Raw genomic sequence first — 15,005 nt, 5'->3', positions numbered from 1 at the left:
CTCCGCAGTCGGTTCCGCCGGCTCACACGGGTTAACGGCCACAAGGGGCTGGACTTTAGCGTTGCCGGGCACATTTTCGTGAACTGCGTCACAAAACACCCCTCGATACACCATTGCGTCCTGCGCTATTCAGCGAGGCACACCACCAATACGCGCCCTCGAGCGCCACAGACCTGCACACGATTGCCGGCGGCAATTGCCGCCCCGGCACTTTCCGCCCGCCAGAATTCGCCGCGAACCAGCACCAGGCCCGACTCCGCCACCTCCGTTCGGGCTGTGCCGGTGATGCCTAGCAAACTCTCTGCCACATTCTGCTGCGGCGGGCGCATCAGCGCGGGTCGATAGAGCGGATAGAGCGCGACGTCCTTGACCACCCAGGCTACGGCCACCCAGAACACGGCCTGGCCACTGAGCCAGCCCCAGCCGTGCAAGATGTAGAGAACGCTGCCGAGCAGCAGCAAGCCGGGCACCTGCAGGAGGGTGTAGCGGAGCAGAGGATGCTGCAGAAACGAGGGCTGGCCGGAGCGCCTGCTGTTCATATCAAGATCACCCGGAGCGTTGCACGGAATCAGGCACGCAGGGCCACGGCGCCGCGAAACCGGGCGATCACGTCTTTCATGTCGTGAGGAAGCTTCTTCAACACGGTCTGCGCCATGGCGTCGGGCACCCCCCAGGCGGCCTCGGCAACGGAGCCAGCGATGGCTGCCTGCGTATCGGCGTCGCCGCCCAGTGAGATGGCGTTGCGCACCGCCCCCTCAACGCTGTCTGCCTCAAGATACGCGATGAGGGCTTCGGGCACGGATCCCTGGCAGGTGACATCGAAGCTGTAATCCCGTCGGATCGCATCCAGGGATCGGTCCAGCGCATACCCGCTCTCGGCCATAACCCGCTCACGGATTTCGTCCTGAGTAGCACCCTTTCGCGCCAGGAAAACTGCCAACGCCGTTGCCCGCGCCCCGCGTATACCCTCTTCATGATTGTGGGTGCAGGCGGCGCTGCGCTCGGCTTCCCGCAGGACAGTGGCCTCGTCGCCGAACCACCAGGCGACGGGGCTGACGCGCATGGCGGAACCGTTGCCAAAGCTGCTATAGGGTTCGCCATTCGCCGACATGAACCATTGCGCAAAGCGAATGCCGTATCCGCGCGTGGGGAACCGCCTCGCCCATCGACGCATGGCGGACGCGTAGGATTCGTCGTCAAGCAACGCGTCGGCGATGGCCACAGTGAGCACGGTATCGTCGGTAAAGGCGCAGTCGTGATGAAACAGCGGGAAATCCGTGTGTTTGACGGGCCAGTGCTCATAGACGGAGCCGATGACGTCGCCGGTAATCGCTCCAAGCATGGCACTCCTCCGCGGCCATTCAGCGTACGTGATTGACGTCCTGTCCGAGCATCTCGGCGGTCACCAGCACGATCCCCCGGGGCGAGACGTGGTAGTGGCGGCGATCCTGCTCAGGGTTATGACCAATAACGGTGTTATCGGGTATGCGGCAGCCCTCATCAATGACGGCGCCGCGGATGCGGCAGTTCCGGCCGACGCTCACCGCCGGCAGGATCACGGAATCCTCCACCACAGAGTTGCTTTCAACGGCAACCTGAGAGAACAACAGCGAGTGGCGGACCACGGCGCCATTGATGATGTCGCCGCCGGAGACCATGGAATCGACAGCCATGCCGGGCACCTGCTCGCCGGCCACCGTGCCGGTGGTGAACTTGGCAGGAGGCAGCTGCGCCTGGTACGTCCAGATGGGCCAGTTCTCGTCGTAGATGTCCAGTTCCGGGCTCGAGCCAATCAGTTCCTGATTGGCCTCGTAGAAGGCGTCCACCGTGCCCACGTCACGCCAGTAGGGCTGCTGGTCGGTCTGGGGATCGCGGAACGGATGAGCCACGACCCGCGCGTCGTGGATGGCGGTGGGGATGACATCCCGGCCGAAATCCCGGGTGGACGCGGGATTCTCGGCATCCTCCCGCAGCGCCCGCTCGAGAAAGTCGCGGTTGAACACGTAGATGCCCATAGACACCAGCGCGGTGGCGTCGTCCCCCGGCACCGGCTCGGGGCTGTCCGGCTTCTCGGTGAATTCCAGCACCTGGCCGTGCTCGTCCACGCTCATCACGCCGAACGCGCGCGCCTTCTCCAGCGGCGTCTCCACGCAGCCCACGGTCATGTCGGCGCCGGACTCCACATGCCGTGCAATCATGGGGCCGTAGTCCATCTTGTAAACGTGGTCGCCGGCCAGCACCAGGACGTACTCCGGTTTGTGCGCCTTGACGATATCCAGGCTCTGGTAGACGGCATCGGCGGTGCCGGCATACCACAGGGGACGATCCAGCCGCTGCTGGGCCGGCACCAGCTCCACGAACTCGCCGAATTCCCCGCGCAGAAACCCCCAGCCACGCTGAACGTGCTGAATCAGAGAGTGCGCCTTGTACTGGGTGAGCACCTGGATGCGGCGGATGCCGGAGTTGATGCAGTTCGACAGGGGGAAATCGATGAGACGGAACTTGCCGCCGAACGGCACGGCCGGCTTGGTGCGCCAGTCCGTGAGGTTGGCGAGGCGACCACCGCGCCCGCCGGCCAGGATCATGGCCAGGGTGTCCCGGGTGAGACGGCTAACGAAGCGGGGATTGCGTTCCAAGAACATCCGGCGTCCTCAAGATCCCAGTGGCGCCCTCGGGCGAACGGAGCGCTCAGGATAATGGCTGCCGGAGCCGCTCACAATCACCAGCTCCGCAGTAGGCCGGCCCGGCGCAGGCGACGAACGTCCGCCGGGCGGTCCACGTCCGGAACCGCCGCCAGTTCGCCGGCACGCCAGTCGAGGCGGCGCAGCCGGCGACGGGTCGCGGCCATGACCGCGTCGGTGCCCCAGGGCACGGTACGGAACACCGCCGGGTCCAGCCGGCGCAGGCCGATGAGCACATAGCCGCCGTCATCTGCCGGGGTGAATACGGCGTCGTCACCGGCATGCAGGCGCTGAAACGCACTGCGCACATGTTCCGGCGTCAGGGCGGCACAGTCGCCCCCGACGATGATGGCGTACGGGGCGGTGCGCAGGGTCGCCCGGAACGCGCCGGCCATGCGTGCGCCCAGGTCGCCGGGCGGTTGCGCCCGCAGTCCGGCGTCAACCTCCCGCGCCCGAGCGCGGATCCAGGGGTGATCGCAACCGGGGGCACACCAGATATCCAGCGGCGCCGCCGCGCTGCGACGGACCACATCCAGCGTCCGCCGGAAGAGCTGCTGATGAATTCGGCACGCACCTCGGGCACCCCAGGCACCGCGCAGGCGCGTCTTCACGCGCCCGGCCACCGGCGCCTTGGCAAACAGCAGTATCCGTCCTTCGGGAAACAGCCAGTCCGCCATTACGGCTGCGTCCCGTAATACCGCTCATGGAGGCGCGCCGGATCGGCGCCAAGGAAATACGCCAGCCGCAGGCGCCACATCAGCAGCACGGTCCGCCAGGTACCGTGCTGCTGCCAGCGGCGGGCCGAAGTGCTGAGCTGCTCCGGGAGGCGCACCGGCACCTGCCGCTGACGCAACGACTGCGACAGCGCCACGTCCTCCATGAGCGGCACCGCCGGGAAGCCGCCGACACTGTCAAAAAGCCGTCGCGAGGCGAACAGGCCCTGATCGCCGGTGGCGATGCCGGTCATGCGGGAGCGCCAGGTCATGGCCGTGCCGATGATGCGGAATGCGGGACCCGGCGCGTCCAGCCGGACCCGGAAAAATCCCCAGGCGCGGCGCCCGCCGGAGCAGGCATCAACGATGGCATCCGCGGCACCTTCCGGCGCCCGGGTGTCGGCGTGCAGAAACCAGTAGACGTCGCCGGAGGCCAGCTCCGCGCCCCGATTCATCTGTGCCGCCCGCCCCCGCGGCCCCTCGACCACACGATCCGCCAGAGGCGCGGCGACCTCCCGGGTGCGGTCGCTGCTTCCACCATCCACCACGACGATCTCGTGCCCAGTCGCCCTGGCCGACTGCAGAGGGGCCAGCGTTTCGGCGATGCTCGCCGCCTCATCGAGCACTGGAATGATGATGGTGATACGCATACCCGCATAGTAGGCAGGAACGCCCGGCTGCGGAAGGGGGATTTCCCGGGCTTGGTACAGCCGCCCGGCGATGGTATATTAAGCACCGTTTTTCGGGGCCGTAGCTCAGTTGGGAGAGCGCGACATTCGCATTGTCGAGGTCAGCGGTTCGATTCCGCTCGGCTCCACCAGATACGCCACCGCAAGGTGGCCTGAAGCCCTCATTACTTCGGTAGTGCGGGCTTTTTTTGTGCCATTCCCTTTATTGGTGGACCTGAAGGTCCACCCTACGCTGCTACGCCGCGTGGATTCTCGTGACGGAGTGCACAGTGTCCGATGGCTGGTCTTTCCGGGGGTGTCTCCCCCGTGGCACCCTGAACGAAAGGACTGGATGCGAATACCGGAGGGCCATTGGACCAGGAATCGGCGTCCGCCCCCTGCAGCAACGGGGAGCTGGGCCCAGACCACCTCGCGCTCATGCGCGACATCCAGACTCTGGCAACGCCATGGCGGGCGCTGCTCGTCTATCAGATGCCGTGGCCGGGACAGGCCGTAAGCATTGCCGCGGAATCCTTGGAAGGCCTCGCCGCAACGTTGCGCCAGCGCGCCGGGCCGCTGCGCCACCTGAGCGAGACAGGGCTCCATTCCGTCATCGCCATTGAATCATCCCGGGCCGGCTTCGGCGGATGCATCACCCGCCGCATCGACACGACATTCAACGAAACCGCACTGCTGGTGCTGCTGGCACCGGACACCACGGCAGCGCCCCCCGCGACCGACGACCTCACCAGGCTGGAGCGACGGATCACGGACCTCCCCTCACCGACCCACCCCGGCCGACAGGCTCTGGAACGCGCCGGCCTCGACCCCGAGACCGGCCTCCCTGATCACGACGGGTTCTGCCAGGTGCTGCAGGGCATGCTCGGCGGCCGGCGTGGGCAGGGAGGTGGCCAGGAGCGCACCGTCTTTCTGGCGGTACTCAACCTCGCACCCGGCGCCATGCCGGCCCCCAGTGCCCGCGCCATCAATGAAACCGCCCACCGACTCCTGCGCCAGCTCGGCCCCGGCAGCCGGGTCGGGCGCATCACGCCGGCCGCAATCAGCGCGGCCATCGCCGCCGGAGACTACGAAAGCGAAGACGATGTCGTCCGGCGCATCAGCCGCATCCTGCCGTCGCTGCCTGACACCGGCGCACGGCCGGCCATAAAGGGCCTGCGACTGCGCCGCTCGGACATGGACCAGCCCGCGCGACGCCTGCAGCAGACCCTGGACCGCACCGGCTGATCCGGCCCGGGTTCAGCCCGGCGCCCTCCTCCGCTATACTGCAGCCCCTTCAGCCCCGGTAGCTCAGCCGGATAGAGCAACCGCCTCCTAAGCGGTAGGTCGCAGGTTCGAATCCTGCCCGGGGCGCCAGCTACCCTTCCAGCACCTTCCGAACAGATCCACCACCCTCTGCGGTTTCAAGTGGTCGGCCTGCCCCGAACAGGCCAAGCTCGTGGCCGTAGAACACGGTTACGCCCAATTCAGCCGGGCAAGGTCATGTTCCCTAGCATGGCTTCAGCACACAGTTCCCGTCAGCCCATCGCCTTCGCCAGAATCCCGTTCAGCGTCTGGCTGGGCCGCATGACCTTGTCGGCGGCCTCGGGAGACGGGTGATAGTAGCCATCCAGCTCTGCCGGACTGCCCTGGACCACGCTCAGCTCCTCAAGGATCTGCTCGGCCTTATCTTTCAGCTCCTTGGCCACTGGCGCCAGATGGTCCGCCAGTTTCTGGTCCTCGGTCTGAGCGGCAACCGCTTCCGCCCAGTAAAGGGCCAGGAAGTAATGACTACCACGGTTGTCCAGTTCCCCGGTCTTGCGGGACGGTGACTTTTCGTTCTCCAGCAGCCGTTCCGTCGCCTGGTCCAGGCACTCACCCAGCACACGGGCGCGGGGGTTGTCCTGCTTCATGCCCAGGTCGTCCAGCGAGACCGCCAGAGACAGGAACTCGCCCAGCGAATCCCAGCGCAGATGGTTCTCCTCCTGGAGCTGTTGCACGTGCTTGGGCGCGGAGCCACCGGCGCCGGTCTCGTACATGCCGCCGCCCTCGAGCAGGGGGATGATGGAGAGCATCTTGGCCGACGTGCCCAGCTCCATGATGGGGAACAGATCGGTCAGATAGTCACGCAGAACGTTTCCGGTGACCGAGATGGTGTCGCGACCGCGGATCATGCGCTCCATGGAGCGGCGGATGGCCTCCTCGTAGGTCTGGATACGAATGTCCAGGCCGCTCAGGTCGTGCTCCTGCAGATAGCAGTTGACCTTCTTGATGAGCTCGATGTCGTGGGGGCGGTTGCGATCCAGCCAGAAGATGGCCGGGGTGTCGGACTCGCGGGCACGGCCCACCGCCAGTTTGACCCAGTCACGAACGGCGACGTCCTTGGTCTGGCAGGCGCGCCAGATGTCTCCCTTCTCCACCTCGTGCTGCATCAGCACGTCGCCCTTATGGTCGACGATCCGCATGACGCCGTCGGCCTCAAGCTCGAAGGTCTTGTCGTGGGAGCCGTACTCCTCGGCTTTCTTTGCCATCAGGCCCACGTTGGGCACGGAGCCCATGGTCGTGGGATCGAAGGCGCCATTGGTTTTGCAGAAGTTAATCATCTCCTGGTAGATCTTGGAGTATGTGCTCTCCGGCATAACCGCCTTGCAGTCCTTCGACTTGCCGTCCGGCCCCCACATCTTGCCGCCGTTGCGGATCATGGCCGGCATGGAGGCGTCCACGATCACGTCGCTGGGCATGTGCAGGTTGGTGATGCCCTTGTAGGAATCCACCATGGCCATTTCCGGGCGGTGCTCGTAGCTGGCCAGGATGTCCCGGTGGATCTCCTCCTGCTGGGAACGCGGCAGGCTTTCGATCTTCTCGTAGACGCTGCTTAGGCCGTCGTTGGGGTTCACGCCCAGCTCTTTGAACAGGTCGCCCCACTTCTCGAAAACCTCTTTGTAGTAGACCTTCACGGCGTGGCCGAACACGATGGGGTGGGAGACCTTCATCATGGTTGCCTTCACGTGCAGGGACCACATCACGCCGGACTCCCGGGCATCTTCCATGGTGTCTTCCAGGAAGGCCCGCAGCGCCTTGACGCTCATACGCATGCTGTCGATGATCTCGCCGGTCTCCAGCTCCAGCTTCTTCTTCAGCTTGACGTTGCCGGCCTTGTCAACGAACTCGATGCGCACCTTACCGGCCTGAGGCATAGTGAAAGACTGCTCGGCCGAGTAGAAATCGCCACCGCGCATGTAGTCGGCGTGGGTGCGGGAGGCCTTGCTCCACCTCCCCATGGAATGAGGGTGCTTACGCACGAAGTTCTTGACCGCACGAGGGGCGCGGCGGTCGGAGTTGCCTTCGCGGAGTACCGGGTTGACCGCACTGCCCAACACCTTGGCATAGCGGTCGTGGATGGCCTGTTCCTCATCGTTCTTGGGCTCGGCCGGGTAGCTCGGCACATCATAGCCCTGGGACTGCAGCTCGCGTATGCAAGCGGTGAGCTGTGGGATGGAGGCGCTGATGTTCGGTAGCTTGATGATGTTGGCGTGTGGATTCTGGGTCAGCTCGCCCAGGAAGGTCAGTCCGTCCTCTACCTTCTGGTCGTCTCTCAGCCGCTCCGGGAAGGCGGAGAGGATGCGCCCAGCCAGCGAGACATCAGAAAGTTTGACATCGATGCCGGCGGCGCTGGTAAACATTCGGACCACGGGCAGCAACGAACGGGTGGCCGCCGCAGGGGCCTCATCCGTAAGCGTGTAGTAGATCGTGTTCTTGGCAGTGTCAGTCATGGAATCCTCTTCATCGTGATTATCGGATGACGACGATGTTGCTATTGTCCCATATGATCGGGCTGCCGTGTTCTGATAGTAACGGACTGAACCGTACCGGGGTTCCCGGAGGCACTCGGCTTTGACTCATCCCTCTTGCTCACCCTCGAAGGCCAGCAGCGGCCCGGAGGCGTGCCACAGCCCCTGGGCGGCGTGGAACAGCAGCGCATGGCGCTGGGCCAGTGCGTCGATGTCGCGGTCGTAGCCGCCGCCGATCAGCCCCGCCACGGGAATGCCGCTCTCGCGGCACGTCTGCAGCACGTAGGTATCGCGCCGGGTAATACCCGCGTCGGAGAGCTCCAGGTGGCCGAGGCGGTCCTGCGCATGCACGTCCACCCCCGCATCGTAGATCACCAGCTCCGGGCGCACCTGCGACAGCAGCCGAGGCAGCGTGCGTTCCAACATGCCCATGTACTCGGCGTCCGCAACCCCTTTATCCAGCGCGATGTCCAGATCGCCTGCGCGTTTGCGTGCCGGGAAGTTGGTGCGGGCATGCATGGAGTACGTGAAAACCGCGGGCTCGTCCTGGAGCAACCCGGCGGTGCCATCCCCCTGGTGCACGTCCAGATCCACCACCAGGATGCGCCGCGCCCAGCCGCTCGCCAGGGCGTGAACGGCTGCTACGGCGATGTCGTTAATGAGGCAGTACCCACTGCCGGCATCGGCGTGCGCATGGTGGGTACCACCGGCCGTATTCAGGGCCAGTCCGCACTCCAGGGCCGCCTGCACCGTAAGGACCGTGCCACCGGTCTCCAGGCGCACCCGGGCCACCAGGTCCTCGGACCACTGGAACCCAGTCCGCCGCTGTGCGGCGCGCTCGGTTCGACCGTTAAGGAACGCATCGATGTACTCCAGCGTGTGCACACGGGTGAGCAGGGCCGGATCCACCGGCTCCGGTTGCAGCCACTCCGCCACTTCCGAATACGGCGAGGCCGCGAGCTGTTCCCTCAAGACGCGGAACTTGCGCATGGGAAACGGATGCGCGTCGGGCAGATCGATGGTGTAGCCCGGGTGGTGGACGGTTGCTAACCCCATGGCGGCTCCCGGCGAACAGGACGGATCGATTCCGGCAAGCGGGCAGAATACACTGCTCTGCCAACACCCACGCAACCGGGCACGCCCAAGGAGAATGCATGGTGGCAGTTGCACGCTTCGGTCTGCAGGCAGAACCCGCCCCATGGGTATCCGTGGGTGACCCGGTCATGGGAGGCCTGTCCACCGGGGCTGTGGAGCCGCTGGACGCCGTGAGCAGTGTCTTCCGGGGAGAGGTCAGCCTGGCCAATGGCGGCGGCTTCGCCTCGGTGAAATGCGACGTTCCCACCTTGGACCTGTCGAGCCATGACGGCGTAGTGCTGGATGTCCGCGGCGACGGCAAGGAGTACAAGCTGGGGCTGCGCATGACGTGGGACCGCGACGCCCCTGTGTATCAGCACTCATTCGCGACCACGGCAGATCGCCGCGAACCGATCACGCTGCCATTCGCCGGATTCGTTCCGTCGTTTCGGGGCCGCACGCTGCCCGACGCCCCGGCGCTGGACCCCGCATGCATCGCGTCGCTCAGCCTGTTCATCTCCGGCAAGCAGGCCGGGGCATTCGCGCTGGTTCTTCACGGAATCGATGCCTGAACGGTGACCTGCTTGGCCCGATTTTAGGCCCGCCAGGTTGATTCCCCACCGTAGCCTTCTCCGCTACGATCCGGGACGTTCTTGGATGGCAGTGCCCGACCCGTAGAGGTCGCGTTTGGAGCAACTGGTTTCGTGGAGCAGTGCATTGTATACAATAAAGGTGCCCGGAAAACTGAACTCAGCTGCGAGTGCGAAGAGGTAATATGGACGCTCATGAACTCATGCGGGAGACGCTCAATCAGGGGCGACGCGCCCTTCGCGAACCCGGTACCAAGCCGTTTGGCAGTCTGGTCGTTCGCGAGGGAGAGGTGGTGGGCGTCGGGATCAACCGTGTGGAGGTAGATCGGGACCCGACGGCGCACGGAGAAATTGTTGCGATCCGGGATGCCTGTCACCGCCTCGATACCTGGGATCTGAGCGATTGCATTCTATTCGCGCAAGGTGAGCCCTGCCCGCTTTGCGCTGCGGCGATGCAGCTTGCAGGAATCCGGGAGCTGTACTTCGCGGCAGACAGTGAAAAGGCGACTAGCCTGTTTGCGCCCTTGCAGGGGACGCGGTTCGCGGATGCGGATGTGCCGAGTCTGCGCGCCGAGGCTTGCTTGCCGGCGACACAGGGCAAGAGCATTCGCGCAAGCCGGGTCATGGAAGCTGATGCGATCGCTGTGTACAAGGAGTGGTTGGAACTTGTTCGGAAGCAACTCTAGACGGCTTTAGAGGGCATCACTGGGGCGGTGTTATCCGGCACACCTAGAACGGTTTAACCCCGGGTGACCTTAAAACGCCAGCGGCTCCCGCGCCGGCGGCGCTTCGGGGCCGGTGCGGCGCGACTTCTGCCCATCGAGTCCCAGCTGTGACCACGTCCCTGTAGCGCAGGTGAACCGTACCGGCCTTGCAGAAGGTTCGTTGGTGTGAGTCGCGCCACTCCGAATAGCGGACTTCCGTTTGTGACGAGTCACCGGCAGCTCAGGGTCGAACAGTGTCCCTTGGTTACGGGGTCGAGTTTGGTCAGAGAACGTCTGCGAACTCCCGCAGCCTTTCCGCCGTGACGACAAGCCCCTGCGCCGCGAGGGTATCGAGGTAGGCGTCGACAGGTTTCGGAGGGTTGCGGAGAGCAGCGCGGTGGCGTTTTGCGGTTGCGACAACCGCCCCGTCATGCAGATCGAACTGCTGTTCCACGAAAGTATCGGATGAACGGCCTCAGTGACTCAACCATCTATGGTGCGGTTGCCTTGTCGGCGCCACGCAGGCGTCGATCGCCGTCCCAGGCGAGTAGTGTGGGAGTGAGCAGCACGGTGATGAAGGTGGCGATAGCCAGACCGCCGACAATGGCCGTTGCAAGCTGAATCCAGAACTGCCCTGAAGGCGCGCCAAAGAATAGATCCCGGGCGAAGAAGTCCACGGTCAGACCGAACACCATGGGCATGAGCCCGACGATGGTGGTGATGGCGGTGAGCAGCACCGGGCGCAAGCGTTCGGAGCCGGCGCGCAGGGCGGCCTCGCTGGGTGACATGCCGGTGCCGCGATGCTCGTTGTAGGCATCAATGAGCACGATGTTGTTGTTCACGACGATGCCGGCGAGCGCCATGATGCCGATGCCACTCATCACCACCGAGAACGGCTCCTGACGGAGCACCAGCCCGAGTAGCACGCCAGCGATGGAGAAGATGATGGCGGAGAGCACCAGCAGGCCCTGGAAGAAGCTGTTCAGCTGGGTGAGCAGCACCAGGAACATCAGGAACAGGGCCACGATGAACGCCACCATGAGGAACTCGATTGTCTCCTGCTGATCCTCCAGTTCTCCGGCGAAGCGCACGTCCACCTGTTCATCCAGTCCGGAGGCGGCGATGGCGTCCTCCAGGGTGGTCAGCTCCGCGGCCAAGGTAGTGCCAGGGGCGATGCCTGCGGAGACGGTCTGGACGTTGCGGCCGTCCACGCGCTTGATCACCGACGGTGCCGGTGAGGCCTCCAGCGCCACGAAGTTCGTGATCGGCATCATGCCGCGCTCGGTGGCGATGCGCAGCTCGGCAAGCTGGGCGAAAGTGCGGTCCTTCACGGGGTAACGCAGCCGGATGTCCACTTCGTCCGGCGCAAACTCGGGCAGGTAGGAGCCCAGCAGCAGCCCGCCGGTGAGCAGCTGGACGGTATCCCCCAGGGTGGCAATGTCCACGCCGTAGCGGGCTGCCTGCTCCCGGTCCACCTGCAGGCGGATCTCCGGTTGCTCGGTCGGTACGTCACTGGCCACATCCACGAACGTTCCCTGTTCCGCCATCAGCTCCTGGAGTTGCCGGGACGCGGGCGCCAGGAGATCACGGTCGCGTGCGGAGAGTTCGATCTGCACCGGCCGCGCAGCGCCGGGCCCCGCCTGCTGCTCCTCGACCTGGATCCCCAGGCCGGGGATGGCGTCTGTGGCGTCGCGGATGCGGCCCAGGATCACCGCGGCCGGCTCGCGCTGGCGCCAGTCATCGAAGTCGAGCTGGATGGTGCCGATGACGTCCGGCCCGAGGTTGGCGCCCAGGCGCGCCTCCACCGAACCGATGGTGCGGGCGTAAACCCGGTCTACCCCAGCCTCGCCCATGACCGTGTCTTCCACGAGGCGGACCAACCGATCGGATTCCTGTACCGACAGGTTGCCGTCCGCCTGGATCTGGATCTGGGCGCGTTCCGGCTCCACCGCCGGAAAGAACGCGACACCCTTGCCCAGTGCCCCGTAGATGGCGAACGAGCCGGGCAGCACCAGCAGGCCAAGCCCCACGGCGAAGCCCGGGCGGGCGATCATGTAGCGCAGCACCCGGCCGTAGGGGCCAGGCGCCGACGCGGCGCGGGCCGGTGACAGGGGTGACGTGCCGGCGGAGAACAGTGAGCCCACCACCGGCACGAATACCAGGGCCATGAACAGCGACGCCGTCAGGGTGACGATCACGGTCGCCGGGAGATAGCGCATGAACTCCCCGGCAGTGCCCGGCCAGAACAGCAGCGGGATGAACACCGCCAGGGTGGTGGCGGTGGCGGCGATCAGCGGCCAGGCCATGCGCTGGGCGGCGGCCAGGAACGCCTCGCGCCGGGCACGGCCCTCGGCGCGGTAGCGCTCCGCCAACTCCACCACCACGATGGCGCCGTCCACCAGCATGCCCACCACCAGGATCAGGGCGAACAGCACCACGATATTCAGGGTGAAGCCCAGGACGTTGATGGCCAGGATGCCGGCGAGGAAGGAGCTGGGAATGGCGATGGCCACCAGCAGCGAGGCGCGCAGGCCGAGGGCCAGGATCACCGTGAGCATGACCAGCACGATGGCGGTGATGACGTTGTTCTCCAGGTCCCCCAGCAGGCTGCCGATGTCGTCGGCCTGGTTCTGTAGGTAATCCACCCGCACCGCCGCGGGCCAGTCCTGCTGCATGGACTCGACCACCGCCTGGACCTCGGTCACGGTGTCGATGATGTTGGCCCCGGAGGTCTTGCTGATGTCGAGGCCGATGGTGCGCTGGCCCTCGATGCGCGCGAAGCTGGTCGGGTCCTGGAAGGTCTGGCGCACCTCGGCCACGTCCTGAACGCGGACCACGGCGTTGTCGGTGACCTGCACGGGCATGACCAGCACGTCCGCCACCGACTGGATGGTGCCCGGGATGGAGACGCCGATCCGCCCGGAACCGGTATCGAAGGCGCCGGCGGGCACCAGCTGGTTGTTGCTACGGACCGCCTGGCTGACTTCCTGGGGTGAGATCCCGTGGGACTGCAGCGCCAGCGGATCGATGATGACCTCCATGAGGTCTTCCCGGGCGCCGGAGATGTCCGCCTCCAGCACCCCGGAGATGGACTCCAGCCGCTCCTCCAGTTCCCGGCCAATGCGGATCAGTTCCCGCTCGGGCACGTCGCCGGACAGTGCCACGGTGAGGATCGGGAACAGCGACAGGTCGATTTCCCGCACCACCGGCGCCTCCGCGCCCGCCGGCAGGTCCGGCGTGGCGTTGTCGCTCTCGTCGCGCACGCTCTGCAGTGCGGTCTGGTGGTCGAAGCCCGGGTCGAACTCCAGGGTCAGGGTGGCGAAGCCCTCACCGGCCTGGGCGTCGATGCGCCGCAACCCGGAGACGGTCTGTAGCTGGCGCTCCATGGGTTCGATCAGCAGCCGGGCGCTGTCCTCGGCGGAGATGCCCGGGTAGGCGATATTCACCACGAAGAAGGGGATGTCGATCTCCGGTGCCGCCTCCTTGGGCACGGTCACGTAGGAATAGCCGCCGGCGAGAACAATCAGCGCCAGCAGGACCACTACCGTGCGCACACGGCTGAAGATGGCCGCCAGTGCCCGCGCCACTAGCGCGCCTCCCCGCCCGAGCGGAGGTAGGCTGCCGGCGTCTCCCGCACTTCCACCGCCTGTCCGGGACTCAGCAGACCCCGGCTGATGGTGACGATCCGGGCCGGATCCGGCAGACCGGTGACCCAGACGCCGTCGGCGCGGGCCCGGATTACCTCCACCGGCGTGAAGGCGATGCGGTCATCCTCATCCACAGTCTGCAGGCCGATCCGGCCCTGGGTGTCGAGACGGATCAGGGCCGGGGATACCCGATGCGCCTCCACCGTGTCGGTGGGGATGATGACTTCGGCGCTGAGCCCGGAGGGCAGGGCCAGGTCGCTGTTGTCAACCTCCACTTCCACCCGGAAGGTCCGGGTGGCGCCATCGGCCAACGGGGCGATGTAGCGAATGGTGCCCTCGCGCCGGTCGGCGCCGACGAAGTCCACGTGGGCCGGCATGCCCGTGCGCAGCCGTGGCGCCGCGGCCTGATGGACATGCACCACGGCGATCAGCGGGTGATTGTCGACGATCTGCAGCACCTCTCCGCCCATGGACACGTAGGCGCCCACATCCGCGTCGATGCGGTTGACCACGCCGCCGATGGGTGCCTGCAGTGTGGTGTTGTCGATCTCCAGCTCCACGGCCCGCAGATCGGCGCGGGCCGCTTCCAGTTCGGCCAGTCGGGTCTGCACTTCAGCGCGGGATATGAATCCGCCCTCGACCATCTCCATGGCGCTGTCATAGTTGCGCTGGGCCGAGGCCACCTGCGCCCGGGTACGGGCGAGACGGGCCTGCCGGTCATCGGTGGAGAGCTGGCCCACCGCGTCGCCGCGCTCCACACGGGTGCCGGTGGCGATCATCTCTTCCACGATGCCGTCGGTGCGTGCTCGCAGCAGCGACACTTGATTCGGCTCCACGTCGCCGTAGAGCACCACTTCCCGGGTCACCGATTCGGCCTCGCTGATGCTCACCGCCACCGTGGGTGGCCCTGGGGGCCCCCGGTCCGCCACCGGGGCGTCGTCCCTGCCGATCACGCCGCTGCCGATCCACGCCGTGAGCAACACAATGATCGCCAAGAACACGAGAGTGGTGGAGTTGAGGAACCGGGAGCGGAGTCCTCTGGACAGCGCCATGATTTGCTCCTGCGTGTGAAGGATCCGCGGTAAAGCGGGCGAGATCCCCTCTCCACGGTAGATTGAGCGGAAGTGTAGCGCAGCGGTA

General features: G+C 65.8%; 13 protein-coding genes and 2 tRNA genes. 5 read left to right on the top strand and 10 right to left on the bottom strand.

The window, feature by feature from the left end; translation table 11 throughout:
- Positions 1-125 precede the first annotated feature (125 nt).
- The 5 genes from ACNSTU_RS01390 to ACNSTU_RS01370 form a co-directional block, all read right to left on the bottom strand.
- Positions 126-539 carry an NfeD family protein gene (locus ACNSTU_RS01390; protein ID WP_418212019.1) on the bottom strand — a complete coding sequence of 138 codons (414 nt, stop codon included), beginning with the start codon at positions 537-539 and terminating at the stop codon, positions 126-128.
- A gap of 29 nt (positions 540-568) precedes the next feature.
- Positions 569-1,342 carry an ADP-ribosylglycohydrolase family protein gene (locus ACNSTU_RS01385; RefSeq protein ID WP_418212018.1) on the bottom strand — a complete coding sequence of 258 codons (774 nt, stop codon included), beginning with the start codon at positions 1,340-1,342 and terminating at the stop codon, positions 569-571.
- Positions 1,343-1,361: 19 nt separating this feature from the next.
- Positions 1,362-2,642, bottom strand: a complete 1,281-nt coding sequence (glgC, locus tag ACNSTU_RS01380) for a glucose-1-phosphate adenylyltransferase (RefSeq protein WP_418212017.1) — start codon at positions 2,640-2,642, stop codon at positions 1,362-1,364.
- 77 nt (positions 2,643-2,719) lie between these two features.
- Positions 2,720-3,358 (bottom strand): TIGR04282 family arsenosugar biosynthesis glycosyltransferase, encoded by a 639-nt coding sequence (locus ACNSTU_RS01375; RefSeq protein ID WP_290635365.1) that lies wholly within the window; start codon positions 3,356-3,358, stop codon positions 2,720-2,722.
- Positions 3,358-4,044, bottom strand: a complete 687-nt coding sequence (locus tag ACNSTU_RS01370) for a TIGR04283 family arsenosugar biosynthesis glycosyltransferase (protein WP_290635363.1) — start codon at positions 4,042-4,044, stop codon at positions 3,358-3,360. The genes ACNSTU_RS01375 and ACNSTU_RS01370 overlap by 1 nt, the downstream gene beginning before the upstream one ends.
- Positions 4,045-4,138: 94 nt before the next feature.
- Here ACNSTU_RS01370 and ACNSTU_RS01365 point away from each other — a divergent pair.
- The 3 genes from ACNSTU_RS01365 to ACNSTU_RS01355 all read left to right on the top strand — a co-directional run bounded on the left by ACNSTU_RS01365 (position 4,139) and on the right by ACNSTU_RS01355 (position 5,436).
- Positions 4,139-4,214 (top strand) — tRNA-Ala (locus tag ACNSTU_RS01365).
- A 220-nt stretch (positions 4,215-4,434) separates the two neighbouring features.
- Positions 4,435-5,307 (top strand): hypothetical protein, encoded by an 873-nt coding sequence (locus ACNSTU_RS01360; RefSeq protein WP_290637154.1) that lies wholly within the window; start codon positions 4,435-4,437, stop codon positions 5,305-5,307.
- A gap of 52 nt (positions 5,308-5,359) precedes the next feature.
- Positions 5,360-5,436 (top strand) — tRNA-Arg (locus ACNSTU_RS01355).
- Positions 5,437-5,597: 161 nt separating this feature from the next.
- Here the strand turns inward: ACNSTU_RS01355 and ACNSTU_RS01350 are convergent.
- Complete coding sequence (locus ACNSTU_RS01350; protein WP_290636130.1) at positions 5,598-7,832, bottom strand: NADP-dependent isocitrate dehydrogenase; 2,235 nt, start codon at positions 7,830-7,832, stop codon at positions 5,598-5,600.
- Positions 7,833-7,958: 126 nt separating this feature from the next.
- Positions 7,959-8,906 carry a histone deacetylase gene (locus ACNSTU_RS01345; protein ID WP_290636128.1) on the bottom strand — a complete coding sequence of 316 codons (948 nt, stop codon included), beginning with the start codon at positions 8,904-8,906 and terminating at the stop codon, positions 7,959-7,961.
- Positions 8,907-9,004: 98 nt separating this feature from the next.
- Between ACNSTU_RS01345 and ACNSTU_RS01340 the strand changes: the two genes are divergently transcribed.
- Complete coding sequence (locus tag ACNSTU_RS01340; protein ID WP_290636126.1) at positions 9,005-9,496, top strand: CIA30 family protein; 492 nt, start codon at positions 9,005-9,007, stop codon at positions 9,494-9,496.
- Positions 9,497-9,699: 203 nt separating this feature from the next.
- Positions 9,700-10,200, top strand: coding sequence for a nucleoside deaminase (locus ACNSTU_RS01335; RefSeq protein ID WP_290636124.1), 501 nt, complete (start codon positions 9,700-9,702; stop codon positions 10,198-10,200).
- A gap of 301 nt (positions 10,201-10,501) precedes the next feature.
- On the opposite strand, the gene ACNSTU_RS01330 is transcribed toward ACNSTU_RS01335, so the two are convergent.
- Genes ACNSTU_RS01330 through ACNSTU_RS01320 form a run of 3 tightly spaced genes read right to left on the bottom strand, consistent with a single transcriptional unit; the run spans position 10,502 to position 14,917 of the window.
- Positions 10,502-10,672, bottom strand: coding sequence for a hypothetical protein (locus ACNSTU_RS01330; protein WP_290636122.1), 171 nt, complete (start codon positions 10,670-10,672; stop codon positions 10,502-10,504).
- A gap of 37 nt (positions 10,673-10,709) precedes the next feature.
- Positions 10,710-13,805 (bottom strand): efflux RND transporter permease subunit, encoded by a 3,096-nt coding sequence (locus ACNSTU_RS01325; RefSeq protein ID WP_418212016.1) that lies wholly within the window; start codon positions 13,803-13,805, stop codon positions 10,710-10,712.
- On the bottom strand, positions 13,805-14,917 hold the full coding sequence (locus tag ACNSTU_RS01320; protein ID WP_290636118.1) for an efflux RND transporter periplasmic adaptor subunit: 1,113 nt from the start codon (positions 14,915-14,917) through the stop codon (positions 13,805-13,807). The genes ACNSTU_RS01325 and ACNSTU_RS01320 overlap by 1 nt, the downstream gene beginning before the upstream one ends.
- Positions 14,918-15,005 lie beyond the last annotated feature (88 nt).

The sequence above is a fragment of the Aquisalimonas sp. APHAB1-3 genome, from assembly GCF_048323695.1.
In the GTDB taxonomy this organism is placed as follows: Bacteria; Pseudomonadota; Gammaproteobacteria; order Nitrococcales; family Aquisalimonadaceae; genus Aquisalimonas.
This window is presented reverse-complemented; position numbering and strand designations above follow the sequence as displayed.

Bases quoted from the DNA above. Each gene is read 5' to 3' on its own strand.
- glgC (WP_418212017.1), bottom strand. From the start codon at position 2,642: ATGTTCTTGGAACGCAATCCCCGCTTCGTTAGCCGTCTCACCCGGGAC.
- ACNSTU_RS01335 (WP_290636124.1), top strand. From the start codon at position 9,700: ATGGACGCTCATGAACTCATGCGGGAGACGCTCAATCAGGGGCGACGC.
- ACNSTU_RS01390 (WP_418212019.1), bottom strand. From the start codon at position 539: ATGAACAGCAGGCGCTCCGGCCAGCCCTCGTTTCTGCAGCATCCTCTG.
- ACNSTU_RS01375 (WP_290635365.1), bottom strand. From the start codon at position 3,358: ATGGCGGACTGGCTGTTTCCCGAAGGACGGATACTGCTGTTTGCCAAG.
- ACNSTU_RS01320 (WP_290636118.1), bottom strand. From the start codon at position 14,917: ATGGCGCTGTCCAGAGGACTCCGCTCCCGGTTCCTCAACTCCACCACT.
- ACNSTU_RS01340 (WP_290636126.1), top strand. From the start codon at position 9,005: ATGGTGGCAGTTGCACGCTTCGGTCTGCAGGCAGAACCCGCCCCATGG.
- ACNSTU_RS01345 (WP_290636128.1), bottom strand. From the start codon at position 8,906: ATGGGGTTAGCAACCGTCCACCACCCGGGCTACACCATCGATCTGCCC.
- ACNSTU_RS01385 (WP_418212018.1), bottom strand. From the start codon at position 1,342: ATGCTTGGAGCGATTACCGGCGACGTCATCGGCTCCGTCTATGAGCAC.
- ACNSTU_RS01370 (WP_290635363.1), bottom strand. From the start codon at position 4,044: ATGCGTATCACCATCATCATTCCAGTGCTCGATGAGGCGGCGAGCATC.
- ACNSTU_RS01350 (WP_290636130.1), bottom strand. From the start codon at position 7,832: ATGACTGACACTGCCAAGAACACGATCTACTACACGCTTACGGATGAG.